We start from the raw sequence: 25767 nt of genomic DNA, 5'->3' as shown, positions 1-25767 counted from the left end.
GCGTTCCTGAACCGACCTCGCCGCGGAGTTTTAGACCTGCGCTGGCCCCGGCCCTGACCGCGCTTGTCATCATCGACCGGCGGAGACTGGAAATGCCGCGACAAATCCCTGACACTTGGGCTTTCCCAGAACCTCACGGTACCGCATGACAGGTCATGCCAGCCCCCGTCGGCCCCCGCGCGTTTGCCTCCGCCGAGTCCGGCCGGGCGCAGCAGCGGTTGGCGCGCTGCGGTCTCCGCTATGTCTGCTGGCAGTGCTGCTGGTCCTGCTGGTTCCCCAGGGGTGGGGGCAGCAGGCAGAGGATCCCATCCGGGCGCGGGTCGAGCAACTGCGGGAAGAGGCGGTAGCGCACCGCAACCGCGGTGAGATTGCCCAGGCCAGGGCGTTGCTGAGAGACATGGAGGGCCTGCTGAATGACCTGCAGGCTCCCTTGCTGCAGGCGCGGTACTGGCACGTGCTCGGCACCCTGGATGCCGAAGAGGGGCACTATGCCCGGGCCCTGGAGCACTTTCATCGCGCATACCTGCAATTCCAGGCGCAGGAGGAAACCTGGGGTATTCTGGCTTTGGGCAATGCCATCGGTGCCGTGCACCAGATGAGCGGCAATCATCACCAGGCGCGGGAGTACCTGGAGAACACCCTGGCGCTGGCCCGGCGCGAGGAGAACCTGGCCTGGCAGGTCACCGCCCTGGGCAATCTGGCGATATCCGTGGCCGAGCTTGAAGGGCCCGCTGCCGCCCGGCCCCTGGAAGAGCAGGCCCTGGGACTTGCGCGGGAGCTGGGAGCGCCCAATGAACTGGCCATTCGCCTGGCCAATACCTGTCGCGTGCAGGAGGCGGCGGGGGCACTGGATAAGGCGCAAGCGACCTGCCGCGAGGCCGCGGCGCACCTGGAGCCCCTGGGCCTGCCGCGGTTTCTCGCCGGTACGCGCATGGTGCAGGGGGACCTGCAGCGACGACTTGGTTCACTGCAGGAAGCGGAAAGCCACTATCTCGCCTCGCTGGCCCTGGGGCGGGACATTCCCTCGGTGGAACCACAATTGCGGGAGCGGCTGGGGCGGCTCTACCGGGAGCTGGGTGACGACCGGGCGGCGGCGGAACAGCTCGATCGGGCGGCGACGCTTCGCGAAACCCAGGCCGTGAGGGAGCGCGCGGACCTGATGCAGGAGGCGGAGTCCGGCTTCGTGCTGCGACTGGCGGAGAACGAGATTGCGGCACTGCAGCGGGAATCGAGCTGGCAGGCGGAGCAGTTGCGCTGGCGGCGCTGGATCAATATCGCGACCTTTGTTGCGCTTTGTGTATTGGTCCTGCTGACCATGCTGATTTATCGGGCCTACCGCCAGCGAGTGGAATTGCAGCAGGCGCTTGCGGCACGCAACAGTGAACTGGAACAGGCCCTGGAGACCATTCGCGAACTGGCCGCCCGCGACCCCCTCACCGGGCTCTTTAATCGCCGTGCATTCCGGGAGGTGGCCCAGCACGCCATGGTGCAGTGCCGCCGCCGCGGTCAGCCCATGGCCGTGGTACTGGCGGATATCGATCACTTCAAGGCGCTCAATGACAGTCACGGTCACGCTGTTGGGGACGAGGTCCTGTGTGCGATTTCCCGTCGCCTCGAGGGAGCTTTGCGGGAGAGCGATCTGCTCTGCCGCTGGGGCGGCGAGGAGTTCGTGATTCTGTTCTGTGACGCATCCCTGCGCGAGGCCCTGCGGGTGACGACACGGGTGCGGGAAGCCCTGCTTGCGGCGCCCGTGGATACCGCCGCGGGCCAGCTTACCGCGACCATGACTTTTGGTATTGCGCGGCTCGAGTCGGATTTCGACAGTGCCTTGGCGGCCGCGGACAAGGCCCTTTACCTGGGCAAGCAATCGGGTCGCGACCGCATCGAGTGCAGCGCGGGAGCCCCGCATCCCGCTGATACCCTGCGTCAGACTTCAGGGAGGGAGACATCATGACCGCGGACGACATCAGCGCTTCCCTGCGCATCAACATGACCGGCAACAGTCTGGAGCCCCAGGGCCTGTCCGAGCGCTACCGCGCTGCTGTCGATATGGCCGAATATGCGGATGCCGCCGGTTTTGCCAACGTCGGCCTGGAGGAGCATCACCTGGCGGACAACGGCTGGTTGCCATCGCCCCTGACCATGGCCGGCGCCGTGGCCGCGCGTACCCGGCAGTGCCGGATCACCCTCGGCGCTCTCCTGGTCAGTCTCTATGACCCGGTGCGCCTGGCGGAGGACCTCGCGGTGATTGACCTGTTGAGTCAGGGTCGGCTGTCCTTTATTGCCGGCCTGGGCTATCGCGATATCGAATTTCACGCATTGGACAAACCCTGGGAGGAGCGCGGGGCCTTGATGGACCATGTGCTCGACACACTGTTAAAGGCCTGGCGTGGCGAGCCCTTCGACTACCGCGGCCGGGAGATTCGCGTCACGCCGATTCCGTTTTCTCGCCCGCATCCTTTTTTTCTGCTGGGTGGCATGAGCCGTCCGGCGGCGCGCCGCGCGGCGCGTTTCGGCATTCCCTTTTCGCCGCCGCAGCCGATGCCCGAGTTGGAGGCCTACTATCACGAACAGCTGGCAGCCCACGGTACCGAGGGCTTCGTCTATCGCCCGCCGGCGGACATGTCGATGCTGTTCATCGACCCGGATCCGGACCGGGCCTGGGAGGAGATCGGCCCCTACATGCTCAACGAGGTGCGCGAGTACAGCAGCTGGCGTACCGAGGGCCTGCAGCGCCCCCTGGAGATGCAGGCGGACAGCGTGGCTGCCCTGCGGGAGAGCAAGCGCTACGAGATCCTGACGCCGGTGGAATGCCGCCGGCGGCATCTGGCGGGCGGAGCCGACTTTACGGCACTATTGCACCCCCTGGTCGGCGGTGTGCCCCTGCAGCGCGCCTGGGATTGTCTGCATCTATATATTGATGAAGTACTGGCTCCGCTGCGAGAGCGGGCCGATTAACACGAGGAGCATTGATGAAGTTCTATTCCCGCAAGTGGGTCAAACCGGAAGATCTCAACCCCAACGGCAGCCTCTTCGGCGGCCAGCTGCTCAGCTGGGTTGACGAGGAAGCCGCGATTTTCGCGATGTGCCAGCTGGGCAAGGACCGGCACCTGGTGACCAAGTTCATGTCGGAGATCAATTTCGTCAGCTCGGCACGCCAGGGGGATGTGATCGAGATGGGGGTCGAGGTCACGGGCTGCGGTCGCTCTTCGGTAACCCTGCGGGCGGAGGTCCGCAACAAGATTACCAAGCAGACCATCATTTCCATCGACCGCATCGTCTTCGTGAACCTGGATACCGAAGGGCGCCCAACCCCCCACGGCTACGAGTGGCCTGGCACCAACAGCGATTCCTGAGGGCAAGTACCCTGCTTCCCGTGTCGTGCCCGGCGCGGGATTGCCCGACATGTGAAGGGAAGGAGATTGCTGCGCTGCCGGCGTCGATCAAAAAGTCACCAGTTGTGGCCGGCGCCGGTGGTCTCGCGCTCTGCGGCGTCCCCCCAGAGGTAGGCCACAGAGTTATCCACAGATTCTGTGGAGATACCACGGGCGCCGGCTCTGGCATACTGTCCTGAATGCCCCATCAGCCCCGCGGAACGGTATGAATTGTCAAGGTGGCAGGCGCCGATGCCTGCAGGTTTTTTTGCTGACGGCACTGTGCTGTCTGTCGGTCACGGGATCCCTGGTCGCCGCGCCTGCGCCGGTCACGGTGGCCGTGGCCGCCAATGCCCTCGCCCCCCTGCAGCGCATCAGTGCGCAATTCCAGCGCGATACCGGGATCCGTGTGCGGCTGGTGGCGGGCTCCACGGGGGCGCTGTACGCGCAGATCCGCCAGGGCGCGCCCTACGATCTGTTTCTCGCCGCCGACACCACCACCCCGGCGCGCCTTGAAAAACAGGGTTTGCTGGTTCCCGGTAGTCGCTTTGTCTATGCCCGCGGTCAACTGGTTCTCTGGAGCCGTGACCCCGCGAGGGTGGATGCGGGCGGCGCCGTGCTCAGCCAGGGGGAGGGCTTGCGTCTGGCCATTGCGCACCCGGAGCGCGCGCCCTACGGGGCGGCGGCGCTGGCGGTGCTCGAGGCACTGGGCCTGCGACAGGCCTGGGAAGACCGGCTGGTATACGGGGAGAGCGTGGGCAAGACCTGGCAGTTCGTCGCCAGCGGCAATGCCGACCTCGGGTTTGTGGCGGCGAGCCAGGTGCAGACGACTGAGCTTGGCTCCCGCTGGCCGGTGCCGGCGAGTCTGCATCCGCCGCTCGACCAGGGTGCGGGTCTGCTGACCGCGGCCCAGGACAAGGCAGAGGTGCGAGCCTTTCACCGCTATCTCTGTGCCGCCGAGGCCCGCGCGGTATTCCGGACATTTGGATACTTGCCGGGAGATTGCCGTGCCATTGACTGAGGAGGCCTTGCAGGCGATTGCTCTCACCCTGCGCCTGGCGGGGTCGACCACCCTCGTGCTGTTGTTACTGGGCATTCCCCTGTCCTGGTGGCTGGCGACCACGCAATCCCGCTGGCGCAGTGTGATCGGGACCCTGGTAACCCTGCCGCTGGTGCTGCCGCCGACGGTGCTCGGCTTCTACCTGTTGCTGATGATGGGCCCGGAAGGGCCCCTCGGGCGCCTGACCACGGCCCTGGATTGGGGCTTGCTGTCGTTTTCCTTCACTGGTCTCCTGGTCGGCTCGGTGGTGTTTTCCCTGCCTTTTGCGGTGCAGCCCCTGCAGCATGCCTTTGTTGCGATCGGGCCACGCCCCCTGGAAGTGGCGGCCACCCTGGGCGCCCGTCCCCTGGTAGCCTTCCTGACGGTGGCGCTGCCGCTCGCCTGGCCGGGGGTGCTCACCGCAGTCATCCTCACCTTTGCCCACACCCTGGGTGAGTTTGGCGTGGTGTTGATGATCGGTGGCAATATACCCGGCGAGACGGCGGTGGTCTCCACGCGCATCTACGGTCACGTGGAAGCGATGGAGTATGGCCAGGCCCATGCACTGGCGGCGCTGATGGTGGCCTTTTCCTTCCTCGTGCTCTTGCTGCTCAACCTCCTGCAGCGCCGTCGCTCTCTGCGGGTGATGCCGTGAGCCTGGAGCTGTCACTGTCGCTGGCGCGTCCGGACTTTCAACTGGCCGTGGACCTGCAACTGCCGGCTTCGGGAATCAGCGTGTTGTTTGGCCCTTCGGGAGCGGGCAAGACCACACTGCTGCGCGCCGTCGCGGGGCTGGAGCCAGGTCGCGGCAGGGTGGTGCTGAATGGCGAAGTGTGGCAGGACAGCGCTCGACAGGTCTTTCTTCCCACTTGGCGCCGCCCCCTCGGCTATGTCTTCCAGGAGGCCAGCCTGTTCCCCCATCTGCGTGTCGCCGGCAACCTGCGCTACGGGCTGCGGCAACGCGACCGTCGTCGGGACAGCGTGAATGCGGGGACGGCGGTAGATCTCGGGGCCCTGATCGAACTCCTGGATATCGGTCACCTGTTGGAACGCTTTCCCAGTCAGCTCTCCGGGGGCGAGCGGCAGCGGGTGGCCATTGCCCGGGCCATGGCGCCGGGGCCGCATCTGTTGCTGCTGGACGAACCCCTGGCCTCGCTGGACCGCGGCCGCCGTCAGGAAATCCTGCCCTGGCTCGAGCGTCTGCGGGAGGAGTTCGCGATTCCCATGCTTTACGTGACCCACTCCGCCGAGGAGATGAGTCGATTGGCGGACTGCCTGGTCATCCTGGAGCAGGGGAAGGTGCGCGCGGCGGGACCGCCGGCGGAACTGCTCGCAGCGATTGATCCGCCCCTGGTGCGGGGCGAGGAAGGCGCTGCCCTGCTGCTCGGGCAGGTTGCGGAAATCGATACCCGCTGGCATCTGGCGCGGGTGGATTTTCCCGGCGGCAGCCTGTGGCTGCGAGACCCCAGCCTGGCCCCGGGAAGCCCGGTGCGGCTGCGGGTCCTGGCCCGGGACGTCAGTCTCGCCACGCGCGAACCTGAGCAAACCACGATCCTCAATCACCTGCAGGGGCTGATCGTGGGTATCGCCGATGAGGAGCATCCCGCCCAGTGTCTGGTGCGGGTGGCCTGCGGCGACAGCAGTTTGCTGGCACGAGTGACCCGGCGTTCGCTGTCGAGTCTGGCGCTGGCAGTGGGGCAGCCGGTGTGGGTGCAGGTGAAGTCGGTGGCGATCATCACCTGAGCTGGTAGGATGCAAGTTGATTCCGTTTTTTTGGAGCGATGCAATGACTCGCCTGCTGTTGCCCCCTGTCTCTTTCCGATTGCCTGCGGCTGTCCGCGGCCTGAGTCTCGTCCTGCTGGCGCTGTGCGCCACCCTCGGCGCCCCCGGGGGGCGGGCGAGCGATGAGGGCAATCCCGAGCTGGCGGGGACCGGGCTCACGCCATCCAGCCTCGAGCATGCCCGCCAGCTGCGTGACCGCGCCCTCCAGGGCACCCTGGCCTGGGACATTGTCGAGTCCCTGACCACGGAGGTCGGTCCCCGCCTCGCCGGCACGGAGGCCGAGGCCAGGGCCCGGGACTGGGCGCTGAAGCGCCTGCGCCGCATGGGTTTCGAGAACGTGCGAGTCGAGCCCTTCGAGATGCAGACCTGGGTGCGTGGCCACGAGTACGCCGCCATTGTCAGCCCCTTTCCGCAACCGCTGGAGATCACCGCACTGGGCGGTTCGGTGGCGACTCCCGCGGACGGCCTGGAGGCGGAGCTGGTTGCTTTCGATAGCCTCTCGGCACTGCGCGCGGCGCCCCCGGGCAGCCTGCGCGGGCGCATTGCCTACGTCGGTCACGCCATGCAGCGCACCCAGGACGGGTCCAGCTACGGGCACTATGGCAAGCTGCGCCGTGAAGGTGCCGCCGTTGCCGCTGGCAAGGGGGCCGCGGGTATCCTGATCCGCTCGATTGGCACCGACAGCCATCGCTTCCCCCATACCGGTTCCATGCGTTACGCGGAGGGCGTCGAGAAAATCCCCGCGGCGGCCCTGTCCAACCCCGATGCCGACCAGATCGAACGTATCCTCGCCCGGGGCAAACCGGTGCGGGTACGACTGGAGTTGGCTCCGGAAGTCCTCGGTACCACCGAAAGCGGCAATGTGATTGCCGAGATTGTCGGTCGCGAGCGTCCCGAGGAGGTGGTCATCATCGGCGGGCACCTGGACAGCTGGGACCTCGGCACCGGTGCCATCGACGATGGGGCGGGGGTGGCGATCACCACCGCGGCGGCCAAGATGATCCTGGATGCCGAGCGGCGTCCGCGCCGCACGATTCGCCTGGTCCTGTGGGGGGCCGAGGAGGTCGGCCTGCTGGGTGGTCACGCATACCTGGAGCGCCACCGGGAGGCCCTGGGTCAGCAGGTCATCGGCACCGAAAGCGACTTCGGGGCGGAGCGCATCTGGCAGATCACCGCCCAGGTTTCCGAGCCGGGTCAGAAGGTGGTGGACCAGATGGCCGCGCTACTCGACCCCATCGGCGTGGCCCGCGGCAGCATGGACAAGGCGGGCGGCGGTCCCGACCTGATTCCCCTGGTGGAGGCGGGTTTCCCCTCCCTGCGTCTGGTTCAGGATGGCCGCGACTACTTCGACCTGCATCACACCCACGATGACACCCTGGACAAGATCGACCCGGCGGCGCTGGACCAGAACGTGGCCGCCTACGTGGTCTTCGCCTGGCTGGCCGCCGACAGCACGGTGGATTTCCGGCGGTGATCGATAGCGCTGTGCTGAATCAGAGTGGCCTGTTGCCGGCCGGGGACCCCGTCGATCCGCGGTCCTCGTACCGCGGCTGCCTGCTCGGTGGTGCGGTGGGGGACGCCCTCGGCGCGGGTGTGGAGTTCCTGTCCGCGGCGGAAATCCGGCGTCGCTTCGGCCCTGGGGGCCTGCGCGATTATGTGACTGTCTACGGTCGGCGCGGCGCGATTACCGACGACACCCAGATGACCCTGTTCACCGCCGAGGGTTTGATTCGCGGCCTGATGCGGCAGCGGGCCGGCCACGACACCGACTACACCGACGTCACCGGCTGGGCCTACCAGCGCTGGTTATTGACCCAGGGAGATCACAACCTGCACGGCCTCAGCCCCCTGGAGCCGGCACCCGGCTGGTTGTGGGGTATCCGCGCGTTGCACAGCCCGCGGGCACCTGGCAATACCTGTCTGAGCGCGCTGCGTCACGCCCGTGAGGCGGGTCTGGCGGCCGTGAATGACAGCAAGGGGTGTGGGGGCGTCATGCGCATGGCCCCCGCAGGTCTGTTTGTGGATACCGCGGAAGATGCCTTTGATCTCGGTTGCGAACTGTCCGCTCTGACCCACGGACATCCCAGTGGTTGGCTCGCCGGCGGCGCCTTTGCCGCCCTGATCCGCCTGCTGCTCGACGGCGAGACACTGGAGGATGCCCTCGACCCGGTCTCGGACATGCTCGCCCAGCGTTTCGAGTCCGAGGAGGTTCTGGCGGCCTTGCAGTTCGCCGCCGACCTTGCCATCAGCGAGGAGCTGCCCGGCGAGGCCATCCGCCAGCTGGGACAGGGCTGGGTGGCGGAGGAGGCCCTGGCTATCGCCGTCTACTGTGCACTGGTGGCGCCGGACTTTCGCGAGGGGGTATTGATGGCGGTGAACCACGATGGCGATTCCGATTCCACTGGCGCGATCGCCGGCAATCTGCTCGGCCTGATCCTGGGGGAGGGTGCCATTCCCGAGTCGTGGCTGGCGGAACTGGAGCTGCGGGAGGTAATTACCCAGGTGGCCAACGACCTGTTCGACTGCGCCAACTGGGATCTGCAACAGGCGGATCATGCGGTCCAGCAAGCGCTGCAGGAGCGCTATCCGGCCTGGTAGGTGGCTGCAGCCTTCACGGGGCCTCGCCGGGCGAGCGGGCTTGCGGGTCAGCGACATCGGCACGCAGCGTCTTGCTGCGCCGGTCAGGCCCGTCGTGCTGCCAGCCGGGCGCATCAAATAGGTAGCGGAGTCGCGCGCGCCAGTCGGGCGCCCGGCGCAGATCGCGGGCCAGCGCCCGGTACTCGTGGGTCAACACGTTCCAGATGCCGTCGTTATCCAGGTTGCGGGTCAGTCCGTAGCGGACGGGCTCCTCGTCGGTTTCGGGGGCGAAGGTCCCGAACAGCCTGTCCCAAACAATCAGCATGCCGCCGTGATTGCGGTCGAGGTAGCGGACGTTGCTGCCGTGGTGCACGCGGTGATGACAGGGGGTGTTGAACACGGCTTCAATCCAGGGGTGCAGGCGGCCGACGGACTGGGTGTGGATCCAGAACTGGTAGAACAGGTTGATGCTGATCACGGTGATGATCATCGCCGGGTCGAAGCCCAGCAGTGGCAGCCACAGCCAGAAGAGGAACTTCGGGACGCGCTCCCCGACGCCCTGCCGCAGGGCGGTGGCGAAGTTGAGATAGCGCGAGCTGTGATGGTTGACGTGGCCCGCCCAGAGCAGGCGAACCTCGTGGTTGGCGCGGTGGAACCAGTAGTAGGTGAAGTCGTCCAGCAGGATCAGCAGCAGCCAGGCCCACCATTGCCGCTCCACCACATCCCTGAGGGGGCTGACCTCGTGCAGATAGACGAAGGCCGCCAGGGCAAGCAGGCGCGGTAGCAGCTCCGCGAGGCCCGCAAGGGCCAGCATGCCGAAGGACGTGAGGCTGTCCGATAGTCGATAGCGATCCAGTCGATGCCGCGCTGAATACCAGGCCTCCAGGGCCACTGCCGCCAGGTATAGCGGCAGGGCGAAGAGGCTGAGGTCGTCCTGTAAAAGCTCGCGCATGGCGGCGTTGAGGGACTAGCCGGGGTTGCCCTGGCTGGCCTGCAGGGCTGCGGCCGTTGCCGGTGACCGATCCGCACCCCAGCTGCGCAGCACCCGGGCCTGAACATCCTCCAACTCCGCAGCGGGAACCACCGAGGGATCGATGCGCTCGAGGGGATCGTAGTGGAAGATGTAGACACGGGAAGCGAACTGCCCGAAGGGCAGGGAGGCCTCCCCGAAGCGCTCGCCGTTACCGGCGGTACTCACCTGCAGTCCATCGCCCCAGTCCTGCCCGCTGTCGTTGTTGGGATTGTAGAAATAGACCCGCATTTCATCCTTGGGGTCGCGGTCCACGCGCAGAATGCAGATGGCGTGCCAGCCGATAAAGCGGCAGGCACTGTCGGTGATGGCAATGCCCGCGGGTTGGGGGTGGATCAGCGGCTGATTGCCGTTGTAGTCGATGTGGTAGTTGGCGTAGAAATGACGCAGAAAGCCTTCCAGGTCAACCAGTTGCCCGCTGGCCACGTCGACATTGATGCGAAAACCGCGCCCGGCCCACCAGCCGTGGAACTCCGGGTTGATCCAGCGGTGCGGGTCGCCCTCGCGACCGATGCAGCGCCGGCCCATCTCGGCGTAGATGCGATCCAGGTGCGGTACCACCAGCAGGGAGACGGCATCCAGATCGATGGGCAGCTGGGTGGCCACCCCGGACAGGCTCGCCATGGACGAGATCGGTTGACCCTCGAAATGCATGATGATCTCGTCGTCCCGGGCGGCCCAGGCAACCATTTGCAGCAGATAATCCGGATCGATGCAGCCCCACATCGACAGTGCCCGTGCCGACTGGCAGGTAGGGTTGTTGCCCTGACCAATGCCCAGGGGCTGCCCGAGCATGCACAGCACGCCGGCCAGCAGGTGGGTTTCCGCGGAAACGCTGCTGCCGAATGCCAGGGTCAGTCGGGCTCGCGACCAGTCGGTTAGCGGTAACACGAGCTGTCGCCGCAGTGCCGGTGCCAAGGGGGCCTGATGCAGGATGCCGCGGTCCAGCAGCAGAGCCAGGCCATAGGCGGCCTGAGCGGTTTCCGGGTGGATCCCGGCGCGGATCAGATCGTGTACCAGATCGCGGAAGCAGAGCAGGCAGTCCCGCCCCGTCGCGGAGACACCCAGGGCTTCCGCCACCAGGTGGTCGCTTTCTCCCAACACGTGGTGCAGCAGGACCGGCAGATAGGGCGAGACCAGGCCAGTATCGTGCATTGCCCGCGCGAACCCCGTGGCCTCGCTCTGCAGGGCATTGCTGTCCATGGACTGCAGGCGCTCGCGGTAGGTGTCGAGGCCGGGGTCCTCCCGGCAGCCCCGGGTGGGGCCGAACAGGGAGCTGACCAGGCGGCTGGCACCCTGGCCGGAGGTGCCCAGGTCCACCTCCGGGTTGCTTTGCAGCACGGCGATCTGGGTGATCATCTGTTTCACCGTGTCCACCTGGATCGGGCGTTGCTGCAGGATGCGCCAGATCTCTTCCACCAGCTGGTCCATCACGTGCTCGTAGCCAATGCGCTCCACCAGGTACTGCATCAGGCTGCGCGGAATCTGCGCCAATCGGCCCTGGGTTTCGCGCTCTGCTTCACTCGGCGGGCCGAACAGCAGGGGCAGGTTGAGGGCGATCACCTGGGTGAGGAAATGGTGGGCCTGCTCGGCAGCCAGGGTCGGGTGCTGATAGCCCCCGAGGGCGACTGCCAGGAGGCGCAGCTCGCTGAGGGCTTCGGTGACCAGCAGGTTGCTGTCGCCACTGGACAGCGCCTGCGCGGTCAAGCCGGGGACCAGGATACTGGGTGTGGCCCAGTCCGAGCCGAGGAAGATGCCCGCCCGCTCGAGGCCCTCTGCACGGCTCTCCAGGGCGGCGCAGCCCCCGGGCTGCATCAGCACGCGCCGGGCGGTATCCAGCACGCGGGGCAGTTTGCCGGGTTTGGCAAAGTCCCGCGCGTCGGCGAGCAAGCGGGTGGCCTCGTCGAGGTTATCCAGGAGGCCGGGTAATTTATCCATGTCTGCCCTATATGTAATAGTCCAGCTCTTCCTGGTGTTTGAGCAGGTCCCGCAGGCGGAGCGGATCTTCGCCGCGGAAGTACACCAGGCCCCAGTGGGTACCGAAGGCCGTCCGCTTGGTGACGGTCTCCTCCACGGGCGGAGTCAGTTCGTGTGATTCAAAGTAGGGGTCGTCCTCCACTTCTTCCGGTATCTCGAGGCGGCTCACCACCCGGCGGCGGGGGTACACGCCAAAACAGCCGGCGTAGCCGTTGGCATCTTCCACCTCCCGCGGGAAGAACTGCTGGACTTCCTCAGCGCTTGCCTTGGGGTCGAATACCAGCATGGTGGCCTGGTAGGCGTTGAAGCCGTAGACCCGTTCCAGCAGTTCGAAAACCTTGAAGCCCGGCGGCCGGTAGGCCACCTCGCCGAAGTACATCTCGCCGTCACTGGTCACGAAGTACTCGGGGTGGATCAGGCCGAACTCGATATCGAAGGCCTTGATCAGCTTCTCGATTTGCGCGGTGATCTGCGGGCGGTAGTGTTCCAGCTCGGGAGAGGCGGGCACGAATACCGAGTAGCCCAGGCTGACATATTCGGAAATGTTCAGGAAGGCGATCTTGCCATTGTGGACCCAGGCCTCCACCGCGAACTCCCAGCCGTCCAGGTGGGATTCCATCAGCACCGGAAATTCCTCGTCGGGGATGCTGTCCACTTCGTCGGGCGTACGGATCACCCGGTGGCCCAGGCAGCCCGCCTTGTCGAAGGCCTTCAGGTGAATCGGATCGTTGGGGTCCCCGTCCAGCTTGAGCAGGGTCTGGTTGACGCGCTTGAGGAAGCGAATCACGTCTTCTTTGTCGTGCGCCTCTTCGAAGATGCCGACCCGAATGCCACCCAGCTGGGCGCGCCGTTTCATCAGCGCCTTGTCACGCAGCAGCAGGGACTGGCCGTAAAGCCGGGGGCTCTGGAGCAGCACCGAGTTGATGGCGCCGGCCCACTCCACGGTTTCCTCGAACAGGGGTACGGCGACGTCGACCCCCATGTCGCGCAGGGTTTCCGCGATCTCGATGGAGCGATCGTTCAGGCGCTCGAAGTTCCAGGGGACATAGGGGATGTTGTGCTTTTCGCAGTATTCCTCTGCCCAGTTGGGTGCCACGACGACATAGCGTCGGTCGAAGGTTTCCGCGGCCTCGACCGCGGCCAGGGACCAGCCCAATAGTGCGATATAACCTTTGTCCGGGTTCTTCTCCATCGTGCGCCTCCTTGTGGTCGGCGGGTTTGCGGGCTCGCGGGGGTAGCTGCGATCACCCGGGGGAACCGATCACTATACAGGATCACCCCTCCGATCTCGAACAGCGCTTCCCTGGCGGCTCGCTCGAGGCAGCGGGGAAGGCGGGGGCGCTGGGATTGCCGGCCGCAGGCCCCCAAGCATGCCCACAAAAAAGGGGGCCCTGAGGCCCCCTGAAAGCATTGCATGTCGGTGATCAGAAGGTGTACTGGGCTTCCAGGCCGTAGGTGCGGGGGTTGCCGAAGAAGCTGGTGGTGAAAGGACCAAAGGGCACCGTGTTCAGACGGTACTCGTTGTCGGTCAGGTTCTTGCCCCACAGCGCGATCTGCAGCTGATTGTCACCCACGGGGATCTCAGTCAGGGTCAGGCGCGCGTTGAGCAGCCCGTAGCCCTTGATGTCGGAAACGGCTTTCTGCTCCGGCGTCACGTAGGGGGTGTAGTCATCGTTGTAGCTGTAGTCCACCCGAGCGATCAGCTCGCCGAAGTGCTCGCGCAGTACCGTGTACTCGACGCCCACGTTGACCGTGTGCTCTGGCGTGTACTGGGTGAAACGCTGGTCGGCGACGTCCACGGTCTGACCCAGCGCGGGGTCAAAGGTTAGGAATTCCTTGAACTCGGAATCCAGGTAACCGTAGTTGGCGGTGAGCATCAGGTCCGCGGTGGGCGAGTAGACCACCTCGAGCTCGACACCCTTCTTCTCCGCCTGGCCGGCGTTCTCGATCACCGAGGCCGCGGTGCCGGATTCGGAGGGCACGAAGACCGACAGCTGGATGTCCTTCTCGTCGTTGAAGAAGGCGGCGCCGTTGATTTGCAGGGTGTCGTTCAGCCAGCGGCTCTTGAAGCCGATCTCCCAGGAGTCGATTTCCTCGGCGTCGTAGCCGCGGTTGAAGGACTCAATGCTGCCCGCTTCACCATTGAAACCACCGGACTTCCAGCCCTGGGCGTACTTGGCGTAAGCGTTCAGCTGATCGCTGAACTCGTAAGCAAAGATGACCGTGGGTGAGACGTTGGTGAAATCGTCCTTGTTCTCGCCGCTGAAGGGCGGGTTGTCACCGGGGTGGTCGATGTAGACAGACTTCTCCTCATCGGTCCAGCGCAGGCCGGCGGTGATGGTCAGGCGCTCGTTCATGATCGGCGGCACCCAGTCTGCCTGGGCGTAGGCGGCGATCTGTTCGGATTCCAGGCCGTAGGCATTGTCCTGCTGCAGCGGTCCGAAGAAGCTGTTCAGGGGCTGCAGGGGGTTGAAGACGTCGGCCTGCTCCTCGAAGTAGTACAGGCCCAGGACGTAGTTGACACGGTCGCGGCTGCCGGTCCACTGCAGTTCATGGGATTTCTGGGTGTAGTCCTCGAAGATCTGCGAATGGAAGATCGAGAAGGGCGTGCCGTCGTTGTCCAGGCTCTGGTAGAAGTCCAGGTCGCGGTCGTTGAAGATGTACTTCAGCGAGGCGTCGCCCAGGAAGCCCAGATCGCCGAGATCATATTCGGCGGTGACCGTGTGGCTACTGGACTCGAACTCCTCCGCGGTGTCCGCATCCACCGAGTTTTCGTCGATGTTGTCATTCTCGCGGGTCACGAACTGCGCCAGATCCGCGGGCATCGGGAAGCCGAAGGTCAGGTTGGAGATGTCCAGGTCCGTGAACTGGGGCTTGGCCGGCGTATTGTCGACATCCACGTCGTCATAGGAATAGCGGATCGACAGGCGGTCGGTGACGTCCCACAGCAGGTCCAGGCGGCCGATAGTGCTTTCGGCGGCGTTGTGCTCCTTGCTGGAGCCCGCCGGGTTGGCCGGGATCGGCTGACCGGTGAAGGGGTGGGTGATGGTGGTCCCGGGGGCTGGCTCGACATTGTCGTAGAAGCCATCGCGCTCGTCCGTCGACAGGCTGATCTTGGCCGCCAGGCTGCCGGCGCCGCCGAGGTCGAAGGCGGGCAGGTCGAGGGAGCCATAGAGCTCGCCGTAGCCGAAGTTGCCCACGCCGGCGCGCAGCTTGCCGCCCAGCTCACCGGTGGGTTCCTGGGTGATCACGTTGATGGCACCGCCCGAGGTGTTGCGGCCAAACAGGGTGCCCTGGGGGCCGCGCAGAACTTCAATCCGCTCGACTTCCGCCAGCTTGAAAACGTTGCCGGAGAATTTGCCGACGTAGGCGCCGTCCAGGTAAATGCCGACGGTGGGCTCCCAGTAGATGGCCGGGTTGGAGGTGACAGAGCCACGAATGGCGACAGTCGCCTTGGCGGTGTTGGAGGGCAGCGGCGCTACCTTGACATTGGGGGCGAAGGTGCCGAGGTCCACCAGATCGCGCACGCCTTTCTGTTCCAGCTCGTTCTGGCCGAAGGCGGTGATGGCGATGGGGGCGTCCTGCAGGGACTGTTCGCGTTTCTGTGCAGTCACCACAACTTCTTCCAGCTGGGCCTGGGCCTGGCTGGCAGCCAGTACCGCGGTGGAAAGCACCAGGGGTGTCAGATGGCGTGGCAGTCGACGGGGGCTGTGCATTGCCATGGGCAAACTCTCCTTTCTTTAAATAATCGTTATAAGCCGGCCTGGTGGTCGGCAGAGACCGTTCAACGGGCGGGCAAGACTAGTCACTTATCGGTGGGTTGCGCATCCCCCAAATGTATTACGCGAGGCTTCGCCTCAGCAATGGGTCGACCTTGACGCCCCGTTCCGGGTGGCTAATCTTTGAGCAGGGTCCGGGCGCGGCCCGCGTCAAGCGTATAAAAAGAACAGCGCCGTTGAGACTCTGCGGGCCTGAGCGAGGGAGGCAACATGGCGTCTGTGTTTACAGCCATCTGGGCTGCTGTTACCGGAATTGCGGTCGGTCTGGCCTTCGTTCCGGCGACGGCTGCGGATACTGCGCAACCCGGGCCGCAGCCGCGCATTACCCATCTCGAGTCCGGGGTTTCACTGCCGTTTCCCGGGCATGCGACACGGCAGGTAGTTCGGCCGCGGGACACCCCGTCCGGTCTCAGCATGCTCGAGCTGACGCTGGCCCCTCGTAGCCTTGGCGCGCCGCCCCACACCCACAGGGACGAGGACGAGTATTTTGTCGTGATGGAGGGAGCGGTGATGTTTCTCAACGGTGCCGAGGAGCGCGCGGCGCCCGCCGGCACGGTGGCGATACTCCCCCGGGGCCACCGCCACGGGTTCTGGAACCCCCACGAACAGCCTGCACGCCTGCTGCTAATGGTTGCGCCGGGCCACTTCGAGAGCTTTTTTGACGATGTGGTGATTCGCATCCGCGAGGAAAACGCCGATACCCCCGAGCGCATTGGTGCCATCCTGGGGCGGGAGGCAGCGGCGAGAAACGTGCGCATCGAGATGGAGCATCTTCCGGTGAGCGCACACGGCTTGCGCGGCGCTCCAGCACTGCCGGGGTCAGGACTTTCCGGAAGGTAACACTTTGTTCGAGGCTGCCTGGTCAAAATATGTTCAGCTCGGTGTTACTGGGTAACAAAATCAATAAAAGCTATATAAAACAAATAATTAAATCTTAGATGTACGGGATTTATGCCAACTTTTCACGCGCCGTTTGTTTCAAATATAAACAAAAATTCATGTTCCAATAGGTGATGTTCTGCGTACATGTGTTACCATACGCACCGTTGTGGTAACACAGCACCGTCATCAAGGAGAGACACATGAAGATTCTGACCTCTATCGCCAAAGCCAGCACCGTTCTGCTGAGCCTGGTTCTCGCCCACGCCGTGGCGGCGGAAACCGCTACCGGCGAAGGGGCTATCACGCTGGCCATGAACACCCAAGGCGCGCCCCTGTGGGAAGCGCCGGTGGTCAAGACCCCCGAGCCGGCGCTCGAGCTGCCCGTCAGCGCGACGCCGACGATTTCCGCCGATGAGCTGGCGGAAAAACTGAACAAGAAGCTGGAAGAGCAATTGGCCCGCCGTCTGGCCACGCCCGCCAGCTGAGTTTCACCACCCAGGTATGCGCTTCCACCCGGGGCCTCGGCCCCGGGTTTTTTTTGCCCTGGAGAAATGTTGCTCGCGTGCTAACATCCTGAGCACACTGGCTGGCAAGGGAGCGCTGCGTGCCGGAACCACTGACCTTGCAACAGGTCTACCGCGCCTGTTCGCACACGGACTTCACCTTCACTTCCACCGCTGACCTCGAGCCGCTGGATCTGCTGAGCGGTCAGGCGCGCGCCCGCGACGCCCTGGGATTCGGGGCCGCCATGCGTTCGGACGGTTTTAACGTCTACCTGCTGGGTGACCCCGGACACGGTCATCACGACCTGGTGAGCCAGTTCCTCAGCGAGCGAGCGGCCAAGGAGTCGGCGCCCGGCGACTGGTGTTACCGCTACAATTTCGAGGATCCGTCCCAGCCACTGCACCTGCCCTTGCCCGCCGGCATAGGCCGGCAGCTGCGCGCCGACCTGGAGCAACTGGTGCAGGAGCTCAAGGTCGCCATCCCCGGCCTGTTCGAGAGCGAGGAGTACCAGAATCGCCTGCACGAAATGAACCAGGCGGCCAATGAGCGTCAGCGCGACGCCATTGAGGCGGTGCGCCGGGAGGCGCGGGAGCAGGACATCCTGCTGGTACCCACCCCCAACGGCTTTACCTTTGCCCCCGCGGACGGCAAAGAGGGGATGATGTCGCCCGAAGATTTCCAGAAGCTCTCCCAGGAAGAGCGGGAGCGCATAGAGGCCACGGTGGAAATCCTGCAACGCAAGCTCACCCAGGCCATACGTCAGATGCCCAACCTGGCCCGGGAGCTGCGCCAGCAGGTGGATGCCCTGAACGCCGAAATGCTGGAGACCGCGACCGGAGCGCCCTTCGCCGAACTGGAGGAGCGCTACGCGGACCACCAGGGAGTGCTGGCGCATCTCAAGGCCTGCCGTGGGGCGATTCTGCAGCACGTCGGATCTTTTATCGATGAGCGCGCGGAATTGCCGGCGGAGGCCCTGTTCAGCCGCTTCCAGGTCAACCTGCTGGTGGACAACGCCGACACCCACGGTGCGCCGGTGGTCTACCAGGATTTGCCGGGCCACCAGCACCTGGTGGGGCGCATCGAGCACCATGTGCACAACGGCACCCTGATGACCGATTTTTCCCTGATCCGGGCGGGCGCCCTGCACCGCGCCAATGGCGGCTATCTGTTGCTGGATGTACGAGCGCTGCTGATGCAGCCCGGGGCCTGGGAGACGCTGAAGCGGGTGATGCGCGCCCGGGAGATCCGCACGGAATCCCTGGAGCAGGCTTATGGGCTGATCAGCACGGTGACCCTCGAGCCGGAGCCGATTCCCCTGGATGTCAAGGTGGTCTTGCTCGGGGAGCGCCTGCTCTACTACCTCCTGTGCGAGCACGACCCGGAGTTCCTGGAATTGTTCAAGGTCCAGGCCGACCTCGAGGACAGCCTGGCGCGGGACGCCGACCAACAGGAGGTCTATGCGCGCCTGGTGGGCACCCTGGCGCGGCAGGCGGAGCTGCGACCGCTGGCGCCCGGTGGCGTCGCGGCCACGATCGAGTACGCCAGTCGTCTGGCCGATGACCAGCGCAGGTTGACGGCCCGCCACCGCGAGCTGCGCGACCTGCTCCGGGAAGCGGATCACTGGGCCGGGGAGGATGGCGCCGCGCTGATCGAGCGGCAGCATATCGAGCGCACGGTAGAGCAGCAGGTCTGGCGGGCCAGTCGCCTGCGCGAGCGCAGCCACGAGATGATCGATCGCGGCGTCGTGATGATCGCCACTGACGGTAGCGAGGTGGGGCAGGTCAACGGCTTGTCGGTACTGGCGTTGGGGGATTTTGCCTTTGGCCAGCCCACCCGGATTACCGCGACCGCCCGCCCGGGACCCGGGCAGGTGGTGGATATCGAGCGCGAGGCCCGCCTCGGGGGGCGCATTCACTCCAAGGCCGTGATGATACTCTCCCGCTACCTGGCCGGCCGCTATGCCCCCGACAGCGTGCTCTCACTGTCCGCAAGTCTCGCCTTCGAGCAGTCCTATGGTGGCGTTGAGGGTGATAGTGCTTCCGTCGCCGAGGTCTGTGCCCTGGTGTCCGCCATCGCGGGTCTGCCGCTGTCACAGCGCTTCGCCGTCACCGGTTCCATCAACCAGCGTGGCGAGGTGCAGGCGGTGGGGGGCGTCAACGAAAAAATCGAGGGCTTTTTCGATATCTGCGCCGCTCGCGGTGAGGTCGAGGGGCGGGCGGTGCTGCTGCCCGCCAGCAATGTTGAACATCTGATGCTGAAGCCGGCGGTGCGACAGGCGGTGGAGGCGGACCATTTCCGCATCTATCCCCTGCGCCATGTTGACGAAGCCCTGGAGCTGCTCACCGGGGAGGCGCCGGCGGCGATTGCCGAGCGTGTGCAGGCCCGATTGCAGGACTTTGCCGATGTGGTCAAGGCAGCCGGCAAGCAGGAGGAGAACTCTGGCGCGGAGCATGGGGAGGGCGACGATGAACGCTGATGCCCCGCTGCAGGCTGCGCCAGAGCGTGTGCTCGCCCTGCTGGATGCCTCGCGGCAAAGCATCGCGGCCCTCGCCGCGGCCGTGGAGCTTGCCAGCCGCGGGCGCGCGGAGCTGTTGGCCCTCTATATCGAGGACCAGGATCTGCTCGACTGCGCCGGTTTTCCCTTCTCCCGGGAAGTGGGCGGGCGCACGGGGCTAGCGCGCCCTCTGTCCATGGATTCCCTGACCTCCACGCTGCGTCATCAGCGCCTGCGCGCCGACGAGGCCTTGCGCAGGGCGGTGGCCGGGCGGGACATCAAACACTCTCTGCAGGTGAGCCGAGGCCGCGTGGTCAGTGAAACCCTGGCCCAGGCGGGGCCTGGCGACCTGCTGGTGCTGGGCAAGGCCGGGTTGGCGGGGCAGTGGGGGGTTCGCCTGGGTTCCACCTCCCGCGCTCTGCTGCTGCGGGCGCCCTGTACGGTGGTGATCTGGGACGAACGTCAGCCCCTGCAGCCCGGCCCGCTGCGGCTCTACGGCGACGCCGAGCCACTGGCGCGGCTGGCCCCACTGTTTCAGGGGCTGGAGCAGCTGCCGCCGATGGCTGCCCCGGCGCTGGAGCGGCATCTGACACAGGCCCGGGGCGGTGCCCTGCAGCTGCGACGGGAGGCCTTGCAACGGCTGTTTCGCGAGGATCCCGACCTGCTGGGGCGCGTCCCCGTACCCGTGGTGGTGACCGACGGCGCTCCGTCTGAATGAAGGCCGCGGCGCGACGAGCGCTAGTTGCCGCGCTGGCCTGAATCCTCTTTCACATCTGCCATCCGTTCGCGGTAATCCCAGGTGAAGAAGCGGCTGGGCGTCAGGCGAATCAACATTTCCTCTTCCCGCCGGGACAGTAGCCAGTCACCGACTCGGGAGCGTTCGCTGCCCAGGTAGCGCAGCACCAGGTCGTCCAGGGCGTCGCTGTCACCCAGGGGCTGGAGCGTGGCCTCCACCTGCCCGCGAACGCCGAAATAGGGCGGTTCGTTGGGAGAGACTTCAAAGGCCGCTCTCGGATCCCGGCGCAGCAGCCGGATCACCGCCGAGTCCCGGTGGGACACGCACTCCAGCACATCGCCCTGAAGGCGAAACCAGACCGAGGCGACCCGCGGGAAACCATCGCTGCCGTTGCAGGCCAGTCGCAGGGGCCAGCGGGTACGGGTCAGAAAGTCGTCGATTTGCGTGCGGCTCCAGGGCCCTTTCAATGTCGCAGTCATGCTCTGCCTTACTCCCGGTACTGGCGCAGGATCAGCTGATCTCCGCGCTGAGTGAATTCGATGTGTTTCAGAAAGGACATGCCGAGCAGGACCTCATCAATCTGTAGCCCCGGGGTAATGCCGGCGCTGACATTGTCCAGACTGATGTCGCCGATGGAAACCCGGTCCAGGCGCGTCGCCCAGCTGGTGCTCGGGCCGTTGGCGGTCTGTGTGCGGAAGGCGCGGCCCCGCACCAGGCCCAGGCGTTCGGCGATGGCTTCGGGAATCGCCACGCCAGTCGCGCCAGTATCCAGCATGAACACCACCGCTTCACCATTGATCGTGCCACTGGTCACGTAGTGGCCAAAGCGGTTGCGCTGCAGGACCACTTCGCGCACACCGTCCTCTATCACCGTGTCGATGCGCTGATTGGGATTGTGCTGCCGGTCCAGCAGGTCGGAGAAATAGGCAACCAGCAAGACCATGAGGATCAGCCAGGCAATGGCCTGCATGCCGACACCCAGTCTCCGCTGTTCCCGTTCTTCCTGCATGACCGCTCCTTTCGGCTGACGTTTCCCCGATACCGACAGTGTAACCGAAGCGCGGCAGCCGCTGGTGTGGTGAACACCCTCCCGGTAAGCTCATCGCTCAGGTCGCGAGCGCAGGAGAGCATGCATGAGTTGCGGTGTCAGTGGTGCACACAGCAAGCCGGTGCGGGAGGTACTGGGTGCGCTGGACGCAGACGAGCAGGGGCTTCAATCGGCGGAGGCGGCGGCGCGCCTGGCCGAACACGGACCCAATCGCTTGCCCGTGGTGGCCGGTCCGGGGAATCTCCGCCGCTTTCTGGCCCAGTTCCACAACGTGTTGATCTATGTCCTGCTGCTGGCTGCGCTGATTACCGCGTTACTGGCGCACTGGGTGGATACCGCGGTGATCCTGGCGGTGGTGGTGATCAATGCGGTTATCGGTTTCGTGCAGGAGGGCAAGGCCGAGAAAGCCATGCGGGCAATCCAGGGCATGCTGGCGCCGCGAGCGGCGGTACTGCGGGGTGGCGAGCGGCAGACGGTGGAAGCCGCCGACCTGGTGCCGGGCGATGTCGTACTGCTGGAAGCCGGTGACCGGGTCCCCGCCGACCTGCGCCTGCTCAAGGTCTACGGCCTGGCCGCCCAGGAGGCCATCCTGACCGGTGAATCCCTGGCGGTGGAAAAGTCCGTTGACCCGGTATCGGCCGAGGCGGCGCTGGGGGACCGGGATAGCCTGGTATTCTCCGGTACCCTGATTACCACCGGACAGGGGCGGGGGGTGGTGGTGGCCACCGGTGCCGATACCGAAATCGGCCGCATCAGTGGGCTGCTTTCCAGCGTGGAAACCCTGACCACGCCGTTGCTGGAACAGATGGCGGTATTTGCCCGCGGGCTTACCGGTGTGATCCTCGCGCTGGCGGGGGGCTTGCTGGCCTTCAGCTATTTCAATGCCGATCTGCCCTTCGGCGAGGCTTTTATGGCCGTGGTCGGCCTTTCGGTCGCGGCCATCCCGGAGGGCTTGCCGGCCGTCATGACTATCACCCTGGCAGTCGGTGTCCAGGCGATGGCCCGGCGCAACGCCATCGTGCGACGTCTGCCGGCGATCGAGACGGTCGGCTCGGTCTCGGTCATCTGTACCGACAAGACCGGTACCCTGACCCGCAACGAGATGGTGGCAGTGTCCCTCGCCACCGCGGCCGAGAGCTTCCAGGTCAGTGGCGAGGGTTATTCCCCGGTGGGCGATTTTCGATGCGGAGAGTCCAGCGTCGAGCCGGAAACCGAGCCGGCCATCCAGGAGGCCGCGCGTATTGCTCTGCTGTGCAATGACGCCGCCTTGCGCCAGAGTGCAGGCGAGTGGCAGGTGGAGGGCGACCCCATGGAAGGCGCTCTGCTGGCGATGGCCGCCAAGGCAGGCCTGGAACCCGGTCAGGCGACGCGGGCGTGGACCCGCACTGACGCGATGCCTTTTGACGCCAGTGCTCGCTATATGGCGACGCTCCATCACGACCATCAGGGACAGGCGTTTATATTCGTCAAGGGGGCACCGGAGCGCGTGCTCGAGCTGTGCACTCTGCAGCGGGCGCCCGGCGCGGTGGACCAGTCCCTGCAGCGCCAGTCCTGGGAGGCCGAGGTGGTCAGAATGGCCAGTGACGGCCAGCGGGTGCTGGCGCTGGCCTGCAAGGCGGTGGCGCCAGAGCATACTGTGCTGGCGCGGGAGGATCTCGAGCAGGGGCTGGTCCTCGTGGGGCTGGTTGGGCTGGTGGACCCCCCGCGGCATGAGGCGATTGGCGCGGTTGCCGAGTGTCGCGCGGCCGGCGTCCGGGTCAAGATGATCACCGGGGACCACGCCGGCACCGCCGCCGCCATCGCGCGCCAGATCGGCCTGGAGCACGCCGATGCCGTGCTGACTGGCAGTGAGCTGGATGCCATGGACGACAGCGCGCTGCGGGCGGCGGTGCTGGGCACGGATGTTTTTGCCCGTACCAGCCCGGAGCACAAGCTTCGCCTGGTCAGCGCCCTGCAGGATCACGGCCTCACCGTGGCGATGACCGGGGACGGCGTCAATGACGCCCCGGCACTGAAGCGCGCGGACGCCGGTATTGCCATGGGCCAGCGCGGCAGCGAGGCGGCCCGGGAGGCGGCGGAGCTGGTACTGGCGGACGACAATTTTGCCTCGATTGTCGCCGCGGTTCGCGAGGGGCGGACGGTCTACGACAATATCCGCAAGGTGCTTGCCTGGACGCTGCCCACCAATGGTGGCGAGGCGGCGACCATCATGATTGCCCTGCTCGCCGGAATGAGCCTGCCGATCACCCCCGTGCAAATTCTCTGGGTCAACCTGATTACCGCTGTGACCCTGGGGCTGGCGCTTGCCTTTGAGCCGACCGAGGCCAATACCATGCAGCGGCCACCGCGGCCCCGTCGGGAGCCCCTGCTGAGTCGGGACTTGCTCTGGCTGGTGGTCATGATTTCAGTGTTGTTTGTGATCGGCGTGTTCGGCATGTACCGCTACGCCATTGAGCAGGGTTACTCCGTCGAGCTGGCGAGGACCATGGCCATGAATACCCTGGTGGTGATGGAAATCTTCAACCTGTTCTACATCCGCAATCTCTACGGGACTTCCTTCACCTGGCAGGCCATTCGCGGTACCCGGGCGGTGTGGGCGACCATTGCAATCGTGACCCTGGCCCAGTTCGGGATGACCTATCTGCCCTTCATGCAGCGCTGGTTCGGCACCGAAGCGGTGCCCTTGCTGGACGGCTTGATGATCGTGGGGGTCGGGGTGCTGCTGCTGGTGGTGATTGAGGTGGAGAAGGCGCTGCGACTCGCCTGGCGGCGCCGGCAAGGGAGTGTATTGTGATGGACCTTTCAGTTTTGCACACATCGCCGTTCTACGAGTGGGCTGCGTTGCTGGCCCTGACCGCGGCTGTCGGCTTCGCCGGGCTGCAGATGCGCCAGCCCATGGTGGTCAGCTTTATCGCCGTGGGTGTGCTGGCAGGTCCCTCCGCCCTCGATCTGGTGCACTCCCACGGCAGCATCGATCTGATGGCGGAACTGGGTATTGCTGTCCTGCTGTTCCTGGTGGGTCTGAAACTGGACCTCAAGCTGATTCGCACACTCGGGGTAGTGTCCCTGGCGACAGGGCTCGGACAGGTCCTGTTTACCTCACTGTTTGGTTTCCTGATCGGCCTGGCGCTGGGCCTGGGGCCGCTGACCTCGCTGTATGTGGCGGTAGCCCTGACCTTCTCCAGTACCATCATTATCGTCAAGCTGTTGACCGACAAGCGCGAGGCGGATGCCCTGCATGGGCGCATTGCCATCGGCTTTTTGATCGTCCAGGACCTGGTGGTGGTGCTGGCGATGATGGTGCTGTCCTCGCTCGGCATCGGGGGGGCAGGAGAGAGCGAGTCGGCGTGGGAGGAAATTGGCCGGGTAGCCCTCAACGGTCTCGGCATGCTCGCCTTCGTGATGCTTTTTATCCGCTTCCTTGCCAATCCACTGGTGGGGCATATCGCCCGCTCGCAGGAGCTGATGGTCACCTTTGCCATCGCCTGGGCGGCGCTACTGGCAGCGGTGGGTGACTTCCTGGGCTTCAGCAAGGAACTGGGCGGCCTGCTGGCGGGGATTGCCGTGGCCTCGACCGCCTACCGGGAGGCGATCGTCGCCCGCCTGGGTTCCCTGCGGGATTTCTTCCTGCTGTTTTTTTTCATTGCCCTCGGCAGTCAGCTCGATCTCGCCCTGCTGGGCGCCCAGGTGGGGCCGGCCCTGGTGCTGTCTGTCTTCGTGCTGGTTGGCAACCCGCTGATCGTGATGGTCATCATGGGTCTGCTGGGTTACCGCAAGCGCACCGGGTTTCTCGCCGGTCTGACGGTGGCCCAGATCAGCGAGTTCTCGCTGATCTTCATGGCCATGGGAGTCAGCCTGGGGCACGTGGACTCCGGGGCGTTGGGGCTGGTCACTCTGGTGGGGCTGGTGACTATCGCCGTGTCGGTATACATGATCACCTGGTCTCACCTGCTGTATCGCTGGCTGGAGCCATTCCTGGGGGTGTTTGAGCGCAGGATTCCCCAGCGCGAGGTCTACGCGGAAGAAAACACGCTGGAGTCCCGTGGCTACGATGCCGTCGTTTTCGGGCTGGGGCGGTATGGCCAGCAGATTGCGCATCGCCTGGCGGGTCACGACATGCGCGTGCTGGGAGTGGACTTCAATCCCGAGGTGGTGCGTCATCACCACCATCGCGGTGTCGATGCCATTTACGGCGACGCCACAGACCCCGAGTTCATGAGCATGTTGCCCCTGAATGGCGTTCAGTGGGTGGTTTGCGCACTGCCGCCCCAGGAGGTCGGTGTGACCCATGAAGATCCCAAGCTGCTGATCCTGCACAGTCTGCGCGAACGCGGGTACCCGGGCAGTGTCGCCATTGCCGCACATGCAGCGGAGGATGTACCTAGGCTGAAAGACAAGGGGGCGCACTTGATCCTTAGGCCCTTCGACGACGCGGCCGAAGCCGCAGTGCTGAGGCTCCTGCGTCGCGAGGCGAATGAAACGCAGAGCGCCTGAACGGTCGACCGGGTCAGCCACCTTTCCCCCCCGCAGTGCATTCCCTATACT

20 protein-coding genes are annotated in these 25767 nt (G+C 65.4%); 14 read left to right on the top strand and 6 right to left on the bottom strand.

The window, feature by feature from the left end; translation table 11 throughout:
- The first annotated feature begins 253 nt into the window (after positions 1–253).
- The 8 genes from ACYVGS_RS15585 (at position 254) to ACYVGS_RS15550 (ending at position 8793) form a co-directional block, all read left to right on the top strand.
- Positions 254–1954, top strand: coding sequence for a GGDEF domain-containing protein (locus ACYVGS_RS15585; RefSeq protein ID WP_460589605.1), 1701 nt, complete (start codon positions 254–256; stop codon positions 1952–1954).
- Positions 1951–2958, top strand: a complete 1008-nt coding sequence (locus tag ACYVGS_RS15580; protein ID WP_460589604.1) for an LLM class flavin-dependent oxidoreductase — start codon at positions 1951–1953, stop codon at positions 2956–2958. The genes ACYVGS_RS15585 and ACYVGS_RS15580 overlap by 4 nt, the downstream gene beginning before the upstream one ends.
- A 14-nt stretch (positions 2959–2972) precedes the next feature.
- Entirely contained in the window at positions 2973–3356 is a 384-nt protein-coding gene (locus tag ACYVGS_RS15575) for an acyl-CoA thioesterase (protein ID WP_460589603.1), read from the top strand.
- Positions 3357–3642: 286 nt separating this feature from the next.
- A complete protein-coding gene (modA, locus tag ACYVGS_RS15570) occupies positions 3643–4395 on the top strand; it encodes a molybdate ABC transporter substrate-binding protein (protein WP_460589602.1) in 753 nt (250 codons plus the stop codon).
- Positions 4382–5068, top strand: coding sequence for a molybdate ABC transporter permease subunit (gene modB / locus ACYVGS_RS15565; protein WP_460589601.1), 687 nt, complete (start codon positions 4382–4384; stop codon positions 5066–5068). The genes modA and modB overlap by 14 nt, the downstream gene beginning before the upstream one ends.
- Complete coding sequence (gene modC, locus ACYVGS_RS15560; RefSeq protein WP_460589600.1) at positions 5065–6156, top strand: molybdenum ABC transporter ATP-binding protein; 1092 nt, start codon at positions 5065–5067, stop codon at positions 6154–6156. The genes modB and modC overlap by 4 nt, the downstream gene beginning before the upstream one ends.
- Before the next feature lie 43 nt (positions 6157–6199).
- Positions 6200–7669 carry a zinc-binding metallopeptidase family protein gene (locus ACYVGS_RS15555; protein WP_460589599.1) on the top strand — a complete coding sequence of 490 codons (1470 nt, stop codon included), beginning with the start codon at positions 6200–6202 and terminating at the stop codon, positions 7667–7669.
- Entirely contained in the window at positions 7666–8793 is a 1128-nt protein-coding gene (locus ACYVGS_RS15550) for an ADP-ribosylglycohydrolase family protein (protein WP_460589598.1), read from the top strand. Before ACYVGS_RS15555 ends, ACYVGS_RS15550 begins: the two co-directional genes overlap by 4 nt.
- A gap of 13 nt (positions 8794–8806) precedes the next feature.
- On the opposite strand, the gene ACYVGS_RS15545 is transcribed toward ACYVGS_RS15550, so the two are convergent.
- The 4 genes from ACYVGS_RS15545 to ACYVGS_RS15530 all read right to left on the bottom strand — a co-directional run bounded on the left by ACYVGS_RS15545 (position 8807) and on the right by ACYVGS_RS15530 (position 15501).
- Positions 8807–9724 (bottom strand): sterol desaturase family protein, encoded by a 918-nt coding sequence (locus ACYVGS_RS15545; RefSeq protein ID WP_460589597.1) that lies wholly within the window; start codon positions 9722–9724, stop codon positions 8807–8809.
- Between the two features lie 15 nt (positions 9725–9739).
- Positions 9740–11740: a hypothetical protein gene (locus tag ACYVGS_RS15540; RefSeq protein ID WP_460589596.1), complete on the bottom strand. Its 2001-nt coding sequence runs from the start codon at positions 11738–11740 to the stop codon at positions 9740–9742.
- A 7-nt stretch (positions 11741–11747) separates the two neighbouring features.
- Positions 11748–12971 (bottom strand): ATP-grasp domain-containing protein, encoded by a 1224-nt coding sequence (locus tag ACYVGS_RS15535; protein ID WP_460589595.1) that lies wholly within the window; start codon positions 12969–12971, stop codon positions 11748–11750.
- Positions 12972–13203: 232 nt separating this feature from the next.
- Positions 13204–15501: a TonB-dependent receptor gene (locus ACYVGS_RS15530; RefSeq protein ID WP_460589594.1), complete on the bottom strand. Its 2298-nt coding sequence runs from the start codon at positions 15499–15501 to the stop codon at positions 13204–13206.
- Between the two features lie 267 nt (positions 15502–15768).
- On the opposite strand from ACYVGS_RS15530, the gene ACYVGS_RS15525 reads away from it, so the two are divergent.
- The 4 genes from ACYVGS_RS15525 (at position 15769) to ACYVGS_RS15510 (ending at position 20156) form a co-directional block, all read left to right on the top strand.
- Positions 15769–16398, top strand: coding sequence for a cupin domain-containing protein (locus tag ACYVGS_RS15525; RefSeq protein ID WP_460589593.1), 630 nt, complete (start codon positions 15769–15771; stop codon positions 16396–16398).
- A gap of 242 nt (positions 16399–16640) precedes the next feature.
- Complete coding sequence (locus tag ACYVGS_RS15520; protein ID WP_460589592.1) at positions 16641–16925, top strand: hypothetical protein; 285 nt, start codon at positions 16641–16643, stop codon at positions 16923–16925.
- Between the two features lie 119 nt (positions 16926–17044).
- On the top strand, positions 17045–19420 hold the full coding sequence (locus ACYVGS_RS15515; RefSeq protein WP_460589591.1) for a Lon protease family protein: 2376 nt from the start codon (positions 17045–17047) through the stop codon (positions 19418–19420).
- Positions 19410–20156: a universal stress protein gene (locus tag ACYVGS_RS15510; RefSeq protein WP_460589590.1), complete on the top strand. Its 747-nt coding sequence runs from the start codon at positions 19410–19412 to the stop codon at positions 20154–20156. The genes ACYVGS_RS15515 and ACYVGS_RS15510 overlap by 11 nt, the downstream gene beginning before the upstream one ends.
- A 20-nt stretch (positions 20157–20176) precedes the next feature.
- On the opposite strand, the gene ACYVGS_RS15505 is transcribed toward ACYVGS_RS15510, so the two are convergent.
- Together ACYVGS_RS15505 and ACYVGS_RS15500 are read right to left on the bottom strand one after the other, a co-directional pair.
- Positions 20177–20653 (bottom strand): pyridoxamine 5'-phosphate oxidase family protein, encoded by a 477-nt coding sequence (locus ACYVGS_RS15505; protein ID WP_460589589.1) that lies wholly within the window; start codon positions 20651–20653, stop codon positions 20177–20179.
- A gap of 8 nt (positions 20654–20661) precedes the next feature.
- Positions 20662–21183: a retropepsin-like aspartic protease family protein gene (locus ACYVGS_RS15500; RefSeq protein ID WP_460589588.1), complete on the bottom strand. Its 522-nt coding sequence runs from the start codon at positions 21181–21183 to the stop codon at positions 20662–20664.
- 124 nt (positions 21184–21307) lie between these two features.
- On the opposite strand from ACYVGS_RS15500, the gene ACYVGS_RS15495 reads away from it, so the two are divergent.
- Entirely contained in the window at positions 21308–24016 is a 2709-nt protein-coding gene (locus tag ACYVGS_RS15495; protein ID WP_460589587.1) for an HAD family hydrolase, read from the top strand.
- Positions 24016–25716: a cation:proton antiporter gene (locus ACYVGS_RS15490; protein WP_460589586.1), complete on the top strand. Its 1701-nt coding sequence runs from the start codon at positions 24016–24018 to the stop codon at positions 25714–25716. Before ACYVGS_RS15495 ends, ACYVGS_RS15490 begins: the two co-directional genes overlap by 1 nt.
- Positions 25717–25767 lie beyond the last annotated feature (51 nt).

This window comes from Haliea atlantica (genome assembly GCF_054779855.1).
Note: the sequence above shows the minus strand (reverse complement) of the source record. Positions and strands in the feature narration are given on the sequence as shown.

What these genes read in the sequence shown, in the direction of transcription:
- ACYVGS_RS15580 (WP_460589604.1), top strand. Translation starts at nt 1,951, where the DNA reads ATGACCGCGGACGACATCAGCGCTTCCCTGCGCATCAACATGACCGGC.
- ACYVGS_RS15530 (WP_460589594.1), bottom strand. Translation starts at nt 15,501, where the DNA reads ATGGCAATGCACAGCCCCCGTCGACTGCCACGCCATCTGACACCCCTG.
- ACYVGS_RS15495 (WP_460589587.1), top strand. Translation starts at nt 21,308, where the DNA reads ATGAGTTGCGGTGTCAGTGGTGCACACAGCAAGCCGGTGCGGGAGGTA.
- ACYVGS_RS15545 (WP_460589597.1), bottom strand. Translation starts at nt 9,724, where the DNA reads ATGCGCGAGCTTTTACAGGACGACCTCAGCCTCTTCGCCCTGCCGCTA.
- ACYVGS_RS15575 (WP_460589603.1), top strand. Translation starts at nt 2,973, where the DNA reads ATGAAGTTCTATTCCCGCAAGTGGGTCAAACCGGAAGATCTCAACCCC.
- ACYVGS_RS15555 (WP_460589599.1), top strand. Translation starts at nt 6,200, where the DNA reads ATGACTCGCCTGCTGTTGCCCCCTGTCTCTTTCCGATTGCCTGCGGCT.
- ACYVGS_RS15500 (WP_460589588.1), bottom strand. Translation starts at nt 21,183, where the DNA reads ATGCAGGAAGAACGGGAACAGCGGAGACTGGGTGTCGGCATGCAGGCC.
- ACYVGS_RS15535 (WP_460589595.1), bottom strand. Translation starts at nt 12,971, where the DNA reads ATGGAGAAGAACCCGGACAAAGGTTATATCGCACTATTGGGCTGGTCC.
- ACYVGS_RS15520 (WP_460589592.1), top strand. Translation starts at nt 16,641, where the DNA reads ATGAAGATTCTGACCTCTATCGCCAAAGCCAGCACCGTTCTGCTGAGC.
- ACYVGS_RS15505 (WP_460589589.1), bottom strand. Translation starts at nt 20,653, where the DNA reads ATGACTGCGACATTGAAAGGGCCCTGGAGCCGCACGCAAATCGACGAC.
- ACYVGS_RS15510 (WP_460589590.1), top strand. Translation starts at nt 19,410, where the DNA reads ATGAACGCTGATGCCCCGCTGCAGGCTGCGCCAGAGCGTGTGCTCGCC.
- ACYVGS_RS15490 (WP_460589586.1), top strand. Translation starts at nt 24,016, where the DNA reads ATGGACCTTTCAGTTTTGCACACATCGCCGTTCTACGAGTGGGCTGCG.
- ACYVGS_RS15525 (WP_460589593.1), top strand. Translation starts at nt 15,769, where the DNA reads ATGGCGTCTGTGTTTACAGCCATCTGGGCTGCTGTTACCGGAATTGCG.
- ACYVGS_RS15540 (WP_460589596.1), bottom strand. Translation starts at nt 11,740, where the DNA reads ATGGATAAATTACCCGGCCTCCTGGATAACCTCGACGAGGCCACCCGC.